Genomic DNA, 18,411 nt, shown 5'->3' on the forward strand with positions numbered 1-18,411 from the left:
GTTCCCTGGCGGCGAGGTGTGACGCGTTTTGAACGCGTCACACCTCGCGTCGATCCTCAATCAATCTAGAAGCCTCGCACTATGAAGTCCTGCTCCACCTCCGCCCTTCTGCAAGCGTTGTTTGTTGTTGTCATCGGGTTCGGCTCGACCGTGGTCAATGCTTATCAGCCCGTGGGCACGCTGCTTTCGGCAACGGGTCTGGCTGATCCCGTCCGTCCCGTACCCGCTTATGGTTCAATGGACGATTTCAAGGACGGCAGCGACGGCGCGGAGAGCGGCCAGGCGGCGGGGAACGTATCCGAACTCCGGCAAATGGTTCAGGCGAAGAAGCTTACCGAGTTGCGCGTCACGTACAACGGCAACTATGGCGCGGCGCTCTTTTTCTATCCGCAAGAGATGGTGTATTACGTCGCGCTGTTCCAGGACAAGAATTTCTGGCGCGTGGTGAAGTCGCAGGACAACATGCACGCAGAGACCGTCTACGCGCAGTTCGCGAGGAAGAGTTATGCGCTCGCCGAGGGCGAGATACAGCGCACGCAATTGCAGGCGCAAAAGGCGCTGCTGGAGCGGGTGATTGCGGTATCGAACGATCGGGCGCAGCGGCTGACCGCAGACCTTTCCATTGCACGTGCGCAAGAAAGCGAAGTGTCTCAACGGCAACAGCAAATGCAGGCGGAATCAATGGCGTTGCAGAACGACAAATCCAATGCCGAGCGCCGTTTGCGGGCGCTGCAACAACAGGTCCAGCAGCTCCAGGATCAAAACGAAGCTGGGATCGTGCAATAATTCTGGTTGCCGCATGAAGGACAAGGGCCGCTTCAACTGATGTTGAAGCGGCCCTTGTCGTTATGGCCTGGTTTCGTTCAACGCCGATTCAGAAGCGCGTCTCACGTGCCACGCGCAGGAACGTATCCAGCAGCGGCGTGCAGTCCAGCAACTCGTCGCCACCCGCGCGATGAAACTCCGGATGCCATTGCACGCCCATCACGAACGGCGCGCGCCGGTAACGCACAGCCTCGATGATCCCATCCGCCGCCGATACCGCCTCGATGTTCAGGTCGCGGCCAATCGTCTTCACTGCCTGATGGTGGATCGAATTCACGAGCGCTTCGCGGCGGCCCGGAAACATGTTGACGAGCGTCGAGCCATCGGGGAAACGAATCGGATGCCGATGCTGGTCGTATTGCTCATTGACATGGATGCCGGCGGTCGGGACATCGGTGGCAATGTCCTGATACAGCGTGCCGCCGAACGCCACATTGATGAGCTGGCAACCGCGGCACACGCCGAGCACCGGCTTGCCCGATTCGATGAACTCATGCAGCAACTCGAGCTCGTACATATCGCGCACACGGTCGCCCGGCCATTCGTGGCGCGTCGCCGCTTCCGCGTAGGACTGCGGCGAAACATCCGCGCCGCCTTGAAGCAACAGGCCGTCGAGATGCTTCGCGTAATCGCGCAAACGAATATTGCTCGGATGCAGCATGCCCTGATGCCCGACCGTGGGAATCATGAATACGAGCACATCGCGCGACATCACCCAATGCGCGATTGATTCTTCGAGGTATTGCAGCGTCTTGCCGCGCAGACCTTTGGCACCCGGTTCGGGATGAAAGATCCGCGCCGATACACCGATCTTCAACGTCCGCTGTGTGATGCGCTGTCCGGCGCGATCGAAGATCTGACGGGCGCGCGCCTTCATCACACGGCCGAACACCGACCATGCGGAATCGCTCTGCCGCAAGTACGCGGGCGGCGCTTGCTTGCCGGGCGGAGCTTCAGGCGGTATGGGAGGCGGATGAAACGTGCCGAAGTCAGGCGCGGCGGTAAATTCCGGAGGCAAGGCGCTGGCTCGCGGCGGGACGGTCTCCGAGTTGATCTCCACGGTTTCCGCGGCTTGCGCTTCAGTCGCGATCTCAACCTCTTCCGCGAGATTAGCGTGCGCTTCAGTCGCCGACTCGACCTCTTTCGCGAGGCCTGCATCTACAGTGGACGGCGCGTGAGCGGACACAGGCCTCGCGGCGTTCTCCTGTGCAAACGTGGCGCTCGCCGCCGACTTGCGCGCTTCGGCGGCATCGTCGCGCTGGGCCTTCGCTACGTCTACGGGCTCGACCGTCGACGCACTCGATGGCGCATCCGTCGACGCCCGCTCCGCCGCGCTGGCATCAGGCCCAGGCTCGGCAGCGGCGGGAACTTCGGTGCTTTTTTGAGATGACGCGGACGGAACGGCCGGATCGGGATTGGGGATATGCGGACCGGAGCCCGTAGAACCCACGGTATTTTCGGGCTTGCCCGAGTTTGACGTCTTGTTTTCGCTCATTCCGATAGAGGCGCGATGCGCTTTGAGAATGGTCAGAGTTCAATTATCCGCCTCTGGTCCGGGGGCGGCAAACCATCAAACAATTGCTCACATTACCAGAGGAAAGAAACAATTCATGCTCATTAATGATCGCGAGGCTCTTCGAAAGTTTCTCGCAGTGCGATTTGCATGGTCGCGTGGATCTTCACGCACCAGCGCCACAACACGGTCAATAACAGCGCCGCGCAAACGAGCACCGCAATCATCAGGCCGAACGGCGGGAGAATCGCGCCCGACAGCACGGTGACCAGTAGAAAGACGCCGAACATCGCGAGAATCGGGATCAGCCCGGAAATGGCCGAGCGCAGCGTGCTCGTGAAGCGCCCGGCCTTCGCGGGCTGCACGCTCACTTCGGCGAGCATCAATGCAAGCGACTCGAGCTTTCGATAAACCGCGACAAGAAACGGCATCGACACCAGCAACGCCACGCTCCAGATGGCTACGCGCTGCGCGTCGTTGGTCGGGAGCCAGCGGGCGAGAAACGCTTTGGTGCCCGGCGCCGAGTACGAAGCGGCGAGAAAGATGGCGGCGACCAGCGCCAGATTGACCGCGATCTGCAGCACGATTCGCCGTGTCATGCTGAAGAGGGTTGGGCCGGCGGTATCGGGCGAAAGGCTTGCAAGCCATTGCGAATACAGCCCGAACGTATTGGCGACAGGAACCGGCATGGATTGGGCGATGCGCCGCGTGATGGGATCGGCGGCCTTGATCAGGTATGGCGTGAACAACGTGGTCAGCGCGGAAACCGCGACCGCGATCGGATACAGGAAGCTGCTGGTCACTTTCAGCGACACCCCCAGCGACGCGATGATGAACGAGAACTCACCGATCTGCGCCACGCTCATGCCGACGCGCATCGATGTACGCCCATCGCGCCCGGCGAGGAACGTCCCGAGCCCGCACGATACGATCTTGCCGAATACGACCGCCACGGTGATGACGGTGATCGGCCACCAGTAATCGACGAGCACCGCCGGGTTCAGCAACAGCCCGATGGTCACAAAAAAGATGGCCGAGAACATGTCGCGAATCGGCGCGATCAGATGTTCGATGCGTTGCAGATTCCGTGATTCGGCCATGATCGCGCCGATCAGGAACGCCCCGAGCGCGATGCTGTAGTCCAGCTTCACGACGAGCAGACAGAAGCCGAAACAGAAGCCGAGCACGGTGACGAGCAGCATTTCATCGCTCTTGGCCTTGGCGACGTAATCGAGCGCGCGCGGCACGATCAGGATGCCGATCACCATCGATACCGTCATGAACAACAGCAACTTGCCGAGCGTCACGAACGCCACGCCCGCCGATACCGATCCGGTCTGCGCGATCCCAGAAAGCAGCACGAGCATGGCGATCGCAAGAATGTCCTCCACGATCAGAATGCCGAAAATCAGTTGCGCGAACGGCTCGCCCTTCATGCCAAGTTCCGAAAGCGCCTTGACGATAATCGTGGTCGACGAAATGGCGAGCATCGCGCCGAGGAACAGCGAGTCCATCGTATTCCAGCCGAACCATTGGCCGATTTCGTAGCCGATCCAGATCATCAGCAAGATCTCGGACGCGGCCGCCACGAACGCCGTGGCCCCGACCTTGAAGAGCTTCTTCAGGCTGAATTCGAGCCCGAGAGAAAACATCAGGAAGACCACGCCAAGTTCGCCGAGGGTCTGGATGGTGGCTTCGTCGTGGATAAGCTGAAAAGGTGGCGTGTACGGTCCGATGATCACGCCCGCCACGATGTATCCCAACACGACTGGCTGCTTCAGGCGATGAAACAACACGGTGACGACGCCCGCAATCGCCATGATGACCGCCAGATCTTGTATGAAGCCGATCGCGTGATGCATCTACAAATCCTTACAAATAGCACACAGGGATGCCGATAGTACCGCAACGAATATTTAGATTGATGACGGGAATGTACGGAACGAGGACAAAACACGATGCGCCATCGGGCGAGGCCGATAACGATAAATGACGATTGCGACCGTCGACCGGCCGCACTTCAAAGAATATGACGGCCCGAAGCTGTGTCAGGCCGCCATTGAACGAAGCCCGCTCAGACGGCTGCTTCATCCTCCTCGCCGGTACGAATGCGGATCACGCGCTGGACGTCGGTCACAAAAATCTTGCCGTCGCCAATCTTGCCGGTACGAGCCGCCCCGATGATGGCATCGATAACCTGATCCGTCTGCGAGTCTGCCACGACGACTTCGATCTTCACCTTCGGCAGAAAGTCGACGACGTACTCCGCCCCGCGATACAACTCCGTGTGACCCTTTTGACGTCCAAACCCCTTGACCTCGGTAACCGTCAGGCCGGTAAGACCGGCCGTTGCCAGTGCCTCGCGGACTTCGTCCAGCTTGAACGGCTTGATGACTGCGGTGATGCTCTTCATGGCGCGCCTCGTTTAAATGATGACGCCACATGCGTGGCGAGATGTGCGAATGGTAGATAACGAATTTCAAATCGATGCTTTGATTCTAGCCGCGTTTTCATGGTTCACCGCAAGCATCTCGCGCCAACGACTCGAAGAACTCACCGCAATTCACCGATTTCGTCGGATTTCACGCGCGAATCTGGTGCAAACGGGTCATTCCGCGGGAATGTTCTTCAAATCGTTCATCCAGACGATGGATTCCGAGTCGCTCGGTGCACGCCAGTCGCCACGAGGGGACAGTGAACCGCCGGTACCCACCTTCGGCGCATTCGGAATGCACGAACGCTTGAACTGACTGGTCCTGAAGAACCGGTCCAGGAAGATGCCCAGATTGCGCTTGATGTCTTCGAGGTTGTACTGATTGCGCGCAACGTGCGCGCCTTCGGGCCACTCGCCCGCATCGCGATCCTTCCAGGCCGTGTATTCGAGGAACGCCACCTTGGACGGCGAAAAGCCGAAGCGCAGCGTGTAGTAGAGGTTGAAGTCCTGCAACTCGTACGGCCCGATCACGCTTTCGGTTTTTTGCTCGGGCTCACCGTTCGCTTTTCCTGGAACGAGTTCGGGACTGATATCCGTGTTCAGGATGCTGATCAGGACGTCCGACCCCGAATTGCCGATTTGCCCCGTCTCGGCAACCCATCGGACCAGATGTGTGATCAGCGTTTTCGGGACGCTGGCGTTCACGTTGTAGTGGGACATGTGATCGCCCACGCCGTAGGTGCACCATCCAAGCGCGAGTTCGCTCAGATCGCCCGTGCCGATCACAATGCCGCCCTTGAAGTTCGCAAGCCGGAACAGATGGTTCGTGCGTTCGCCCGCCTGTACGTTTTCGAAAGTGATGTCGTACTCTTCCTTGCCCGACGAATACGGATGCCCGAGGTCCTTCAGCATCTGCTCGCAGCTCGGCCGGATATCGATCTCGCTTGCCGAACAGCCGACCACTTCCATCAGTTGCCGCGCCTGGGACAGCGTCCGGTCGCTGGTTGCAAAACCCGGCATGGTCACGCCGAGAATGTTCGTGCGCGGCAGCTTCAGGCGGTCCATTGCTTTCGCGCAAACCAGCAGCGCGTGCGTTGAATCCAGCCCTCCCGAGATACCGATCACCACCTTCGAAATACCGCTCGCGGACAAACGCTGCACGAGCGCCTGCACCTGGATGTTGTAGACCTCGTTGCAGCGCTCGTCGCGGCGCTTGGCTTCCGACGGCACGTACGGGAAACGCTCCACGGCGCGATCGAGCGGCAGCGCGCGGTTCAGCGGCAGTTCCAGGTCGAAGCGGATGGTTTCGAATGCGGAAACTTCGTCGGCATGGCGGCGAACCGACTGGCCGAACGTGGTCTGGCGCATGCGTTCGCGCGAGAGACGCTCGAGATCGACATCGGCGAAAACGAGATGCGACGTGTCCAGGAAGCGTTCGGATTCGGCGAGCAGTTCACCGTTTTCGTAGATGATCGCCTGGCCGTCCCAGGCGAGATCCGTCGTCGACTCGCCCCGTCCCGCCGATGTGTAGAGATATGCGGAAAGGCAACGGGCGGATTGCTGCGAAACCAGTTGATGCCGATAACCCGCCTTGCCGACCACCACGTTCGATGCCGACAGATTCACCAGCACGGTGGCGCCCGCGAGTGCCGCGAACGACGACGGGGGAATCGGCACCCAGACGTCCTCGCAGATCTCCACGTGGAAACGGAACAGCGGCATGTCGGCGATTTCAAACAGCAGCGAAGAACCAAACGGCACGTCCGATCCCAGCAGGTTCACCCGGTCAACCGATGCGTTTTCCGCCGCGCTGAACTGCCGCGCTTCGTAAAATTCGCCGTAGTTCGGCAGATAACTCTTCGGCACGACGCCCTGGATCTTGCCGCCCGCAACTACGATCGCGCAGTTGAAAAGCGTGTGCTCCACACGCAGCGGCATGCCGACGATCATTGCTACGGACAAGCTCTTCGATGCCGCCACCACCGTTGCAAGCGCCTCTTCGCAAGCGTCGAGCAAAGCGCGCTGGTGGAACAGGTCGTCGCAGGTATAGGCCGAGATGCCGAGTTCGGGAAACGCCACAAGGACGGCGCCGTTTGCCGCCGCCTGCTTTGCCAGTTCGATGGTTTCTGCCGCGTTGAACGCCGGATCGGCGACCTTGCAGCGTGGGACGCCCACCGCCACGCGCGCGAAATCGTGGCTATAGAGATTGAAGAATCGATTTTTCATCTTGAGCTTGTCCATACGATGCCCCGCATTCGGGGGTCCTGTTCCGGCGCATGACGGGTTGAGGGTTATCGCCGTAAAAGCGAAAGCATTTCGACATGATGATAAGTCGAGTTGCAGTTTCCAGGCAGGTATTGGCGCTGACGTTAGCCATTTGGCCAGCTTTCGCGCAGATCCTTAAACCTTTTTACGGAAGGGTGTATGCGCTTCAAGTTCCTGGATATGCTGGTCCATCGCGGCCGTCTCTTCGTCGAGGAACTCGCTGATTGCGTGCGCGAACCGCGGGTCCGCCACCCAGTGCGCGGACCACGTCGGCGTGGGAAGCATGCCGCGCGACATCTTGTGCACGCCCTGCGCGCCGCCCTCGAACCGCGCCAGGCCGTTCACGATGCAATACTCAATGCCCTGCATGTAGCACGTCTCGAAATGCAACCCCGAGACGAACTCTTTCGTGCCCCAGTATCGGCCGAACATCACGTCGCCGCCGATCATGTTCAGCGCACAGGCGAGCCGCTTGCCGTCGGCCTCGGCGATCACGAGCAGCATGCTTTCGGGCGCGGCCGCGTGGATCTGGCCGAAGAATTCACGCGATAGATACGGCGGATTCCAGTGCTCGCGGTACGTGTTCTCGTAGCAGGCGTAGAAGAAATCGAGCGCGGTTTCGTCGATCTGGACGCCGCGAAGCCAGGTGTAGCTCACGCCTGCATCGGTGACGCGCCGGCGGTCCTGCTTCACCTTCTTGCGCTTGTCGTGGCTCATGGTGGCGAGAAACGCGTCGAAGCTCTCATAGCCGCCCGGCGCATTTTCCCAGTGAAACTGCACGCCTTCGCGCAGCATGTAACCCGCTTCGGTCAACGCTTCGAGATCCTGTTCCTGTGGAAACAGCACATGCAGCGACGACAACTCCAACTGCTTCGACAACTCGATCGCCCCGCGCGCCAGCATCACGCGCTCCTCGTGCGTGGCGGCGATCAGGCGGGGACCGGTCACCGGCGAAAATGGCACCGCCGACAAGCCCTTCGGATAATACGGAATGCCGTTGCGCTCGAAGGCGTCGGCCCACGCGTGGTCGAAAACGTATTCGCCGCGCGAGTGTTTCTTGAGGTAGAGCGGCATGCCGCCGGCGAGTTTGCCGTCGCGCTTGAGCAGCAGGAAATGCGGACGCCAGCCGGTTCGCGCGACCGCGCAGCCCGTGTCCTGCATCGCCGAGAGGAATTCGTGGCGGACGAACGGGTTGTCGCCGGCAAGACGGTTCCATTCGTCCGGGCTCACGGTGTCGAGCGAATCGACCACATGTATTTCGACCGTGCGGTTCAACGGGCTTACCTCGCTTCGGGCTTGTTCGTGGCTATTGCCATGCGCTTGATGCAGCGCGGAATGGTTATTCTCGCCGAAGTCGCGGGTTTTTGTCGGAGCGGGGTTTATGAGGGAGGCTTGAGGGATAATGCGTGGCATCCGACGTCCACCTTCAGACTCATGCCCTGGTTCCTGTATCTCATAGAATGCGCCGACGGAAGTCTCTATACCGGGATTGCCACCGATGTCGATGCGCGTTTCGCCAAGCATCTGAGCGGCGACGGCGCGAGGTACACGCGATCGCGCAAGCCGGTGGCCGTACGGGCGTCGTTCGAACTGAGCGGCCGGGCTGAGGCTTCGCGGGCGGAGTATTGGGTGAAGCGACTGACGACGCCGAGGAAATGGAAGCTGGTCGCGGGCGAATTGACGCTCGTGGACGTGATGCCCGCGGAAGCCGACGAAGTCCCGCCGATCGAGACATGAAAAAACCACCCGGTCCTGCCGTGAGGCAGGACCGGGTGGTCTTCGATACTTCAAAAGCTGGCGGCTAAGCTTACTTCTTGAAGTTCGCCACGCCTTCGGTAATTTCCTTGTGGGCTGCGTCCACGCCCTGCCAGCCTTCGACCTTCACCCACTTGCCCTTCTCGAGCGCCTTGTAATGCTCGAAAAAATGCTTGATCTGATCCTTCAGATATTCAGGCACGTCATCGACCGTCTTCATGTGCGCCGTCATTGGGCAGATCTTGTCGTGCGCGACTGCGACCAGCTTGGCATCGACGCCCGATTCATCTGTCATCTGCAGCATGCCCAGGGCGCGTGCGCGAACCACCGAGCCTGCCAGCAGCGGGAACGGGGTGATCACCAGCACATCGACCGGGTCGCCATCGCCGGAAAGCGTTTGCGGAATGAAACCGTAGTTGGCCGGGTAACGCATGCCCGTGCCGATAAAACGATCGACCACGAGCAGGCCCATGTCCTTGTCCGCTTCGTACTTCACCGGATCGCTTTGCGCCGGGATCTCGATGATCACGTTGAAGTCCTGCGGAAGATCCTTGCCTGCGGGTACGTTGTTGAAGCTCATGTGCACTCTCTTCAAAGTGGAAATTCGGGGTCGGGAAGTAGACGAACCAGACGGAGCCGGTACGCGGCGAAAACCAGGCTTTGCTGCGTTGCGGCAACCCACGCAAAAATTGAACGGCCGGGCCGCAACGCTGATTTCGTGCCGCATGCGCGCCCATCAAGCCGCGTATTTACGTCATTATAGCCAATCGAAGCGCGCACTCCGGCGTCACTACGCGTCCGGAAAAACAGCGTAAAGCAGGCTAGAAGCATCGTGCGCGGCATGGCCGTTGGCCCGGAAACGAACCGCGTGTGTCCATCCAACCAAGCTACGGAGACAGGAGTCAGGCATGGAAGAGGCAAAGCATTTCATCGGCAACAAGTGGGTTGCGGCGGCGAGCAACGAGACGATTCCCGTCCTCGATCCCTCCGATGGCCAGGTTTTCGCGCAACTCGGCCGCGGCAATGCTGCGGATATCGACCGGGCGGTCCAGGCGGCGCGCCGCGCCTACGAAGGCGCCTGGGGTCATGCGAGCGCGGCGGATCGCGGGCGCGTGTTGTACCGGCTGTCGATGATCATCGCCGCTCATCAGGAAGAGCTCGCGCAACTCGAAGCACGCGATACAGGCAAACCGCTCAAGCAGGCGCACGCCGATGCCGCCGGTATCGCGCGGTACTTCGAGTTCTATGCGGGCGCCGCCGACAAGCTCCATGGCGAAACCCTGCCCTACCAGAACGGCTTCACCGTGCTGACCATCCGCGAGCCGCACGGCGTGACCGGGCACATCGTGCCGTGGAATTACCCGTTGCAGATTTTTGGACGCAGCGTCGGCGCGGCGCTCGCGGCGGGCAACGCGTGCGTGGTGAAACCGGCAGAAGACGCGTGTTTATCGATATTGCGGATCGCCGAGCTCGCCGCCGAAGCCGGATTGCCGGAGGGAGCACTGAACATTGTCACGGGCTATGGATACGAAGCCGGAGCGGCGCTCGCGCGGCACGCGGGTATCGATCACATCTCATTCACCGGGTCGCCGGTAACGGGTGCCGCCGTCGTCAAGATGGCCGCCGATAACCACGTGCCCGTCACCCTCGAACTCGGCGGCAAGTCGCCGCAGATCGTCTTCGCCGATGCCGATTTCGACGCCGCCATCCCGGTCCTGGTTTCGGCAATCGTGCAGAACGCCGGGCAGACGTGTTCGGCGGGCAGCCGCGTGTTGATCGAACGATCGGCGTATGAGCCGCTGCTGGATCGTTTGAGCGAAGCGTTCAGCGCGCTGAAGGTCGGGCCGAGCAAGCTCGACCTGGATTGCGGACCGCTCATCAGCGCGAAGCAGCAGCAGCGCGTGTGGGATTTTCTCTCCGATGCACAGCATGACGGAATCGCGATGGCCGCGCACGGCGAGGTGGTATCGGAAGCGCCCGAAGCAGGCTTTTATCAGGCGCCGACGCTCTTGCGCGATGTCCCACCATCGCACCGTCTGGCACAGGAAGAGGTGTTCGGCCCGGTCCTGTGCGCCATGCCTTTCGACGATGAAGCCGATGCCCTGAAACTCGCCAACGGCACCAACTTCGGCCTGGTTGCGGGCGTCTGGACACGTGATGGCGGACGGCAGATGCGCATTGCCCGGAAGGTGAGATCGGGGCAAGTGTTCATCAACAATTATGGTGCGGGCGGTGGCGTGGAACTGCCGTTTGGCGGCGTCAAACATTCAGGACACGGCCGTGAAAAAGGCTTCGAGGCGTTGTATGGATTCACGGTGCTTAAAACCATTGCGATCAAACACGGTTAAGTAATTACAACTTGGAGACGACATGAGACTGCAAGGCAAGACAGCAATTGTGACGGGCGGCGGATCGGGATTCGGCGAAGGAATCGCGAAGACATTCGCGCGGGAAGGCGCAAACGTGTTGGTGAACGACCTCAACGGGGCATCGGCGGAACGCGTTGCGAGCGAGATTGCCGTGAGCGGCGGCAAGGCGATCGCGGTCGCCGGCGATGTCACGAAACAGGCCGACTGGAAGACGCTGTTCGATGCCGCCATCGAAGACTTCGGCAGCATCCAGGTCGTGGTGAACAACGCCGGCACGACGCACAGGAACAAGCCGGTGATGGAAGTCACCGAAGCCGAATTCGACCGCGTTTATGCGGTGAACGTGAAGAGCATCTATCACAGCGTCACGCAATTCGTGCCCTACTTCCGGTCGGTGGGCGGCGGGTCGTTCATCAACGTGGCATCGACGGCAGGCGTGCGGCCGCGCCCCGGTCTGGTCTGGTACAACGGCAGCAAGGCGGCGGTGATCATTGCGAGCAAGGCGCTGGCGGTCGAGTTAGGACCCGACCGGATACGCGTGAACTGCATCAACCCGGTGATGGGCGAAACGGGTTTGCTGTCCGAATTCATGGGCGTGGAAGACACGCCCGCGAACCGGCAGAAGTTCCTCTCCTCGATTCCGTTGGGACGCCTCTCGACACCGCAAGACATCGCGAACGCGGCCTTGTACCTGGCCTCCGACGACGCAGAGTTCATCACCGGCGTGGCGCTGGAGGTGGATGGCGGACGTTGCGTCTAGTGCCTTCGGGGAAGACGCCTCGCTTGGTGTTTTCCCCATATAAAACAGATGCTTAAGGGCCATTGCCAACGACTAGAATCGTTGTTCCGACCGATAATAAAATTCAGGAGACAGCATGGCGAGTACTGCGGGTGAGTATCACGGACCGGGCGCGGGCGCGCCGCCTTCGGCCTTCGAAGCGGCAACGTACAAAAAAGTCGCGTGGCGCCTGTCGCCCCTGTTGCTGCTTTGTTATGTGGTCGCATATCTGGACCGCGTGAATGTGGGTTTCGCCAAGTTGCAGATGTCCACCGATCTCGGCTTGAGCGACGCTGTCTATGGCTTCGGCGCGGGCATCTTTTTCTTCGGTTATTTCATCTTCGAGATCCCGAGCAACGTCATCCTGCACAAGGTCGGCGCGCGGGTATGGATAGCGCGGATCATGATCACGTGGGGCATCCTCTCGGCGCTGACGATGTTCATCACCACGCCCACCATGTTCTACGTAATGCGCTTTTTATTGGGCGTGGCCGAAGCGGGATTTTTCCCTGGCATCATCCTGTACCTCACGTACTGGTTCCCGGCCGACCGGCGCGGACGCATGACGACGTTGTTCATGACCGCGATTGCCATATCGGGTTTGATTGGCGGCCCGGTGTCGGGCTGGATCATGAAGAACTTCGATGGCGTCAACGGCTGGCATTCGTGGCAGTGGCTGTTCTTGCTGGAAGGCATACCATCGATCGTGGTCGGCGTGCTGGTCTTCATTTTCATGGACGACCGGATTGCGAAGGCCAAGTGGCTGAGCGTGGAAGAGCGTGAGCTGCTGGAACGGAATATCGCGAAGGACAATGTCGAGAAGGTCGACATGCCCGTGCGCGAAGTACTCAAAAGCGGCCGTGTGTGGCTGATGAGCCTGACGTATTTCTCGTTCGTGATGGGCCTTTACGGCGTGAGCTTCTGGCTGCCGACGATCATCAAGGCGACTGGAGTGACGGACGCGCTGAATATCGGTTTGCTGTCTGCGATTCCGTTCGGCGCGGCGGTGATAGGGATGCTGCTTGTTGCACGCAGTGCGGATAAACGTGGCGAACGGCGGTGGCATATTGCGGTGCCGGCTGCGGTGGGAGCGTTGGGACTGGTTTTATCGGTCGTGTGGTCGACGAACACGCCCCTGGCGATGCTCGGTCTCACGTTAGCGACAATGGGCATTCTCACCACCCTGCCCCTGTTCTGGAGTCTGCCTACGGCGTTTCTGGCCGGGACAGGCGCCGCTGCCGGCATCGCGATGATTAACTCGCTCGGGAATCTGGCGGGTTTTCTCAGCCCCTATCTCGTGGGGTGGTTGAAGCAAGCCACCGCATCAAATGCCAGCGGGATGTATATGCTGGCCGCGTTCATGGTGCTTGGCGGGTTACTCGCGCTGAGCGTGCCGAAGCGGATCGTCAATCGATAACACTCGCTCACAATCGCGGACGATCACCAGCTAATCGACCTGACATCGCTCACTGGCAAGACTGTCGGATCGACAGTCACAGGAATTGAACGCATTGATCTTGGCGGTCAGAACAACACCCTGAAGATTTCAATGATCGACGTATTGAATCTCGGCGAGACCGACCTGTTCAGGGCGGATGGCAAGCAACAATTCATGGTCAACGGCAAGGCCGCGGATGCCGTGGAACTCTCCAATACCCGGGTAGCAGGAATCGCCGATGGTGATTGGGAACGCCAGGGTAAAGCCACGATCGGAGGCGTCGCCTACGACGTCTTTGAACACTCGACAGCGCACGTGGAACTGATGGTTCAGCAGGGCGTGCAATTGTCGATGCACTGAATCCAGCATAAGTCGAGCATCGAAACTCGCAGGCCGGCAAGGCCTGCGACCCAAAGTTACGCTCCGTCAGATTTGATTCATTGCAAACGCTGCGTCGGCGGCTTTCGCCATTTTTGAATCGATATGTGTTGAGTTTTCGATCCAAAGAAAAGCTACTGGACAACGAATCGATCGAAACGAAAGTCGCTGTCGCGGGCCAAACACCTGCGCTAACCCGTCGCACCGCGCACCGAGACAAAGCGCGACACATACCCACGCACCAAAACCATGCATCCGACGAATCCCGTCGGCGTGCGTCCTCGCCCCGACCAGCCTGAAACCCAAGCCAGTCCGGCATTTCCTACTCATTGGCATACCCCTTGCAGTGTCCTATTGACTGACTCTCCGTCAGCGATATTAAAAATCCATAGACACCCGCTTTAAAACAAACATATCGGCAAGGGGAATTACATGAAACGACGCAGTCTCCTGAAATTCGGCTCCATGTCGGGCGCACTGGCCGTTGCGGGCCAGTTGCCCATCACAAAAGCGCAGGCCGCCGATACCGGACCGATCAAAGTCGGCGTTCTCCATTCGCTCTCGGGCACGATGGCGATCTCCGAGACATCGCTGAAAGACACTGCGCTGATGACCATCGCCCAGATCAATGCAAGCGGCGGCGTGCTCGGGCGTCAACTGGAACCGGTGGTGGTCGACCCGGCATCGAACTGGCCGCTCTTCGCCGAAAAAGCCCGCCAACTGATCTCGCAGGACAAAGTGGCGGTGACGTTCGGCTGCTGGACGTCGGTATCGCGGAAATCGGTGTTGCCGGTGTTCGAGGAACTCAACGGCCTGCTCTTCTACCCGGTGCAGTACGAGGGCGAAGAGATGTCGAAGAACGTGTTCTACACGGGCGCGGCGCCGAATCAGCAAGCGATTCCCGCAACCGAGTACCTGATGAGCAAGGAAGGCGGCGCAGCAAAACGCTTCTTCCTGCTCGGCACCGATTACGTCTATCCGCGCACGACGAACAAGATCCTGCGTTCGTTCCTGCACTCGAAGGGCGTGAAGGACGAAGACATTCAAGAGGTCTACACGCCGTTCGGCCACGCGGACTATCAGACCATCGTGGCGAACATCAAGACGTTCTCGCAAGGCGGCAAGACCTGCGTGATCTCGACCGTGAACGGCGATTCGAACGTGCCGTTCTACAAGGAACTCGGCAACCAGGGCCTGAAAGCGACGGACGTTCCGGTCGTCGCGTTCTCGGTTGGCGAAGAAGAATTGCGCGGTATCGATACAAAACCGCTGGTCGGCAATCTGGCCGCATGGAATTACTTCATGTCGCTGAAGAACCCCGAGAACACGAAGTTCAAGGCGATGTTTGCCGACTGGGTGAAGAAGAACAACCTGCCGGGCGGCACGAAGCGCGTGACGAACGACCCGATGGAGGCGACCTTCGTCGGCATCCATATGTGGAAGCAGGCGGTTGAAAAAGCGAAGAGCGTCGATGTCGATAAAGTGCGCGTGGCTATGGTCGGCCAGAAGTTCGCGGCGCCGTCGGGCTTCACACTCGAGATGGACGGTAACCACCATCTCCACAAGCCGGTGATGATCGGCGAAGTGCGTGCGGACGGTCAGTTCAACGTCGTGTGGCGCACGAAGACTGCAATCCGCGCGCAACCGTGGAGCCCGTACATTCCGGGTAACGAAAACAAGCCGGATGTGGTCAGCTCGATTCCGGAGTTCCTGCGCCGCCGTCGTGTTGCGTAAGCCTCGGTAAGTATTGAGTCGAAGACCGGACCGCCGCGCTCGAAGCATAAATACAAGAGCGGCGGTTCGTACGTTCTACCTGACAGGCCATTCATGACTGATTCGATTCTTCGCTTCGCTCGCCGTGGCCTCTGCGCAATCCTGATTGCCTGCATGCCCCTCGCCGCGTTCGCCGCGCTCTCCGCCGATGACCTCGCACCCCTCGCGGCCGACGACTTCGATGCCAAGTCCGCCGCCATCGACAAACTGATCGCCAACGCCGACGCGCCCTCGGTCGCGGTTCTGAACGCGCTCGCCGACAGCTCCCTGGTCGCCACCGACGCCGGCCGTGTCCTGATCCAGACCGACGACGGCAACAAGGACCCGCTGACCAACAAGACCGTGGAAGCGCCCGACGCGCAACCGGTCACGCTGAACAACCTGCTGCGCTCAAAGGTAGCGGGCGCGTTGTCGGGGTTGCAATTGTCGTCGCCGGATATCGAAAAGCGCCGTGCAGCAATAAATGAATTGCTGAAGAACGCCGACCCGTCGATCAAACCGCTCGTCGATAAAGCCCGCGCGCAAGAGACCGATCCCACGCTGAAAAAGCGCCTCGATACGCTCTGGGCCACGACCGCCCTCCACGATACCGACGCCAACAAACGCCTCGAAGCCGTGCAACTGGTCGCGGCGCGCCACGACCTGGACATGAACGAATTGCTGCGCCCGATCGTGGTGAAGAACGCCGACGGCACCTTCGCCGAACCCGATGCGCGCGTGCGTGCAGCGGCGCAGGCGGGCATTGAGGAACTCGATTCCATTCAACGACGCGGACAGGTTGTCGGCACGATCTTCGCGGGTCTATCGCTGGGAAGCGTGTTGTTGCTGGCCGCGCTCGGCCTCGCAATCACGTATGGATTGATCGGCGTGATCAACATGGCGCACGGCGAGTTCCTGATGATCGGCGCGTATGCCACGTATGTGGTTCAGAACCTCGTGCAGCATTACGCGCCCGCTGCGTTCAACTGGTATCCGCTGTTTGCCGTGCCGGTTTCGTTTGCCGCGGCCGCGGTCGTGGGTATCGTGCTGGAACGGGTGGTGTTGAAACATCTCTACGGACGTCCGCTCGAAACGCTGCTGACCACGTTCGGCATCAGCCTGATCCTGATTCAGGCAACGCGCACGATCTTCGGCGCGCAGAACGTGCAGGTGACGAACCCGTCGTGGATGAGCGGCGGCGTGTCCGTCATGCAGAACCTGATCCTGCCTTATAACCGCATCACCATCCTCGGCTTCTCGCTGGTCGTCGTGCTGCTTGCCTGGGTCGTGCTGACCAAGACGCGCCTCGGCCTCTTCGTGCGCGCCGTCACGCAGAACCGGCGTATGGCAGCGTGTGTCGGCGTGAAGACGGCACGTGTCGATTCGTATGCGTTCGCGTTCGGCGCGGGCATTGCCGGATTGGGTGGATGCGCGCTGTCGCAAATCGGCAATATCGGACCTGACCTGGGGCAGAGCTACATCATCGATTCATTCATGACGGTCGTGCTCGGCGGCGTCGGACAACTGGCGGGTACGGTTATCGGCGGCTTCGGGCTCGGGCTTGTCAGCAAGACGATCGAGCCGTTCTGGGGCGCGGTGCTCGCGAAGATTGCGGTGCTCGTGCTGATCGTGTTGTTCATCCAGAAGCGTCCTCAGGGCATGTTTGCACTGAAGGGCCGAAGCGCCGAGGTTTGAGATGAATACACCCAACGTCTCCGCGAATCTCGATGTCGCGCCACAACCCGACGATCAGGCGAAGCGCGAAGGCTTCGCCTTGGGCCTGCCGCCGCGCGCCGCCCTCTTGCCGCGCAGCGGCTGGGTTGCGCTGATCGCATTCATCATTGCAATGGGCATCTGCGTGCCCATCGCCGCGTTGGTACTTCCCGAGTCGAGCGCGTTCCACCTCAGCGCTTATTCGATGACGCTGGTCGGCAAGCTCATGTGCTACGCGATCGGCGCGCTGGCACTCGATCTCGTGTGGGGTTATTGCGGCATCCTGAGTCTCGGGCACGCGCTCTTCTTCGCGCTCGGCGGCTACGCCATGGGCATGTACCTGATGCGCTCCATTGGACGTGAAGGGAATTATCAGAGCGACCTGCCCGACTTCATGGTGTTCCTCGACTGGCACAAGTTGCCTTGGTACTGGCAAGGCACCGAGCACCTCTGGTACGCGTTGTTGCTGGTGATCGTGGTGCCGGGCGTGCTGGCGTGGGTGTTCGGATTCTTCACCTTCCGCTCGAGGGTGAAGGGCGTGTATCTCTCGATCATCACGCAAGCCATGACCTTCGCCGCGATGCTGCTGTTCTATCGCAACGAAACAGGATTTGGCGGCAACAACGGCTTTACCGACTTCAAGCGCATTGCGGGATTTCCGATCACCGCGGCAAGCACGCGGACCGTGCTGTTCCTGATGACGCTCGGCGTGCTGATCCTCGCGTTTATCGCGGCGCGGGCGATTGTCACGTCGAAGCTCGGACGCGTCGTAACCGGTGTACGCGATGGCGAAGCGCGGCTGATGTTCCTGGGCTATAGCCCGCTCGCGTACAAGCTCTTCATCTGGACCGTGTCCGCCGTGTTGTGCGGCATCGCGGGCGCGTTGTATGTACCGCAAGTCGGCATTATCAACCCGAATGAAATGTCGCCGGGGAATTCCATCGAGATGGCGATCTGGGTGGCCGTTGGCGGACGCGGAACGTTGATTGGACCGATCATCGGCGCGTTTGCGGTGAATGGCGCGAAGAGCTTTTTTACGGCGAACTTTCCTGAGTATTGGCTGTTCTTTCTGGGCCTGATCTTCACGCTCGTGCCCTTGTTGCTGCCAAGCGGAATCATGGGTCTTATCGACATGGCGATGCGCAAGAAGAAAGCCGGAGGGCATTCACATTGATCACCTCATTGACCTCA

The 18,411-nt window shown here is 60.2% G+C and carries 15 protein-coding genes; 9 read left to right on the forward strand and 6 right to left on the reverse strand.

Features of this window, described 5'->3' with window-relative positions; all coding sequences use genetic code 11:
• Nucleotides 1-81: 81 nt before the first annotated feature.
• Nucleotides 82-786, forward strand: a complete 705-nt coding sequence (locus tag AX768_RS11380) for a DUF2968 domain-containing protein (RefSeq protein WP_075358863.1) — start codon at nt 82-84, stop codon at nt 784-786.
• A gap of 88 nt (nt 787-874) precedes the next feature.
• On the opposite strand, the gene AX768_RS11385 is transcribed toward AX768_RS11380, so the two are convergent.
• From AX768_RS11385 to AX768_RS11405, 5 genes are all read right to left on the reverse strand, one after another.
• Nucleotides 875-2,320: a type 1 glutamine amidotransferase gene (locus AX768_RS11385; protein WP_062000045.1), complete on the reverse strand. Its 1,446-nt coding sequence runs from the start codon at nt 2,318-2,320 to the stop codon at nt 875-877.
• A 122-nt stretch (nt 2,321-2,442) separates the two neighbouring features.
• Nucleotides 2,443-4,200 carry a cation:proton antiporter gene (locus AX768_RS11390; protein WP_062000046.1) on the reverse strand — a complete coding sequence of 586 codons (1,758 nt, stop codon included), beginning with the start codon at nt 4,198-4,200 and terminating at the stop codon, nt 2,443-2,445.
• A gap of 212 nt (nt 4,201-4,412) precedes the next feature.
• Nucleotides 4,413-4,751, reverse strand: coding sequence for a P-II family nitrogen regulator (gene glnK, locus AX768_RS11395; RefSeq protein WP_062000047.1), 339 nt, complete (start codon nt 4,749-4,751; stop codon nt 4,413-4,415).
• Nucleotides 4,752-4,946: 195 nt separating this feature from the next.
• On the reverse strand, nt 4,947-6,998 hold the full coding sequence (locus AX768_RS11400) for an NAD(+) synthase (protein ID WP_062000945.1): 2,052 nt from the start codon (nt 6,996-6,998) through the stop codon (nt 4,947-4,949).
• A gap of 174 nt (nt 6,999-7,172) precedes the next feature.
• Nucleotides 7,173-8,312 carry a GNAT family N-acetyltransferase gene (locus AX768_RS11405; protein WP_062000048.1) on the reverse strand — a complete coding sequence of 380 codons (1,140 nt, stop codon included), beginning with the start codon at nt 8,310-8,312 and terminating at the stop codon, nt 7,173-7,175.
• Here AX768_RS11405 and AX768_RS34430 point away from each other — a divergent pair.
• Entirely contained in the window at nt 8,289-8,774 is a 486-nt protein-coding gene (locus AX768_RS34430) for a GIY-YIG nuclease family protein (protein ID WP_442857234.1), read from the forward strand. The two genes, AX768_RS11405 and AX768_RS34430, sit on opposite strands and share 24 nt — an antisense overlap.
• 70 nt (nt 8,775-8,844) lie before the next feature.
• Here the strand turns inward: AX768_RS34430 and ppa are convergent, their stop codons facing one another.
• Nucleotides 8,845-9,372 (reverse strand): inorganic diphosphatase, encoded by a 528-nt coding sequence (gene ppa, locus AX768_RS11415; protein WP_062000049.1) that lies wholly within the window; start codon nt 9,370-9,372, stop codon nt 8,845-8,847.
• A 328-nt stretch (nt 9,373-9,700) separates the two neighbouring features.
• Between ppa and AX768_RS11420 the strand changes: the two genes are divergently transcribed.
• The 7 genes from AX768_RS11420 (at nt 9,701) to urtC (ending at nt 18,394) form a co-directional block, all read left to right on the forward strand.
• Nucleotides 9,701-11,140, forward strand: a complete 1,440-nt coding sequence (locus tag AX768_RS11420) for an aldehyde dehydrogenase family protein (RefSeq protein WP_062000050.1) — start codon at nt 9,701-9,703, stop codon at nt 11,138-11,140.
• Between the two features lie 22 nt (nt 11,141-11,162).
• Complete coding sequence (locus tag AX768_RS11425) at nt 11,163-11,921, forward strand: SDR family oxidoreductase (protein ID WP_062000051.1); 759 nt, start codon at nt 11,163-11,165, stop codon at nt 11,919-11,921.
• Between the two features lie 115 nt (nt 11,922-12,036).
• Complete coding sequence (locus tag AX768_RS11430; RefSeq protein WP_062000052.1) at nt 12,037-13,356, forward strand: MFS transporter; 1,320 nt, start codon at nt 12,037-12,039, stop codon at nt 13,354-13,356.
• 132 nt (nt 13,357-13,488) lie between these two features.
• Entirely contained in the window at nt 13,489-13,737 is a 249-nt protein-coding gene (locus AX768_RS11435; RefSeq protein WP_062000053.1) for a hypothetical protein, read from the forward strand.
• A 450-nt stretch (nt 13,738-14,187) separates the two neighbouring features.
• Nucleotides 14,188-15,489 carry an urea ABC transporter substrate-binding protein gene (gene urtA / locus AX768_RS11440; protein ID WP_062000054.1) on the forward strand — a complete coding sequence of 434 codons (1,302 nt, stop codon included), beginning with the start codon at nt 14,188-14,190 and terminating at the stop codon, nt 15,487-15,489.
• 93 nt (nt 15,490-15,582) lie between these two features.
• Nucleotides 15,583-17,202: an urea ABC transporter permease subunit UrtB gene (urtB, locus tag AX768_RS11445; RefSeq protein WP_062000055.1), complete on the forward strand. Its 1,620-nt coding sequence runs from the start codon at nt 15,583-15,585 to the stop codon at nt 17,200-17,202.
• A 1-nt stretch (nt 17,203) separates the two neighbouring features.
• Complete coding sequence (gene urtC, locus AX768_RS11450) at nt 17,204-18,394, forward strand: urea ABC transporter permease subunit UrtC (protein ID WP_062000056.1); 1,191 nt, start codon at nt 17,204-17,206, stop codon at nt 18,392-18,394.
• Nucleotides 18,395-18,411 lie beyond the last annotated feature (17 nt).

Origin of the sequence: Burkholderia sp. PAMC 28687 (genome assembly GCF_001577465.1) — a bacterium.
Classification (GTDB): Bacteria; Pseudomonadota; Gammaproteobacteria; order Burkholderiales; family Burkholderiaceae; genus Caballeronia.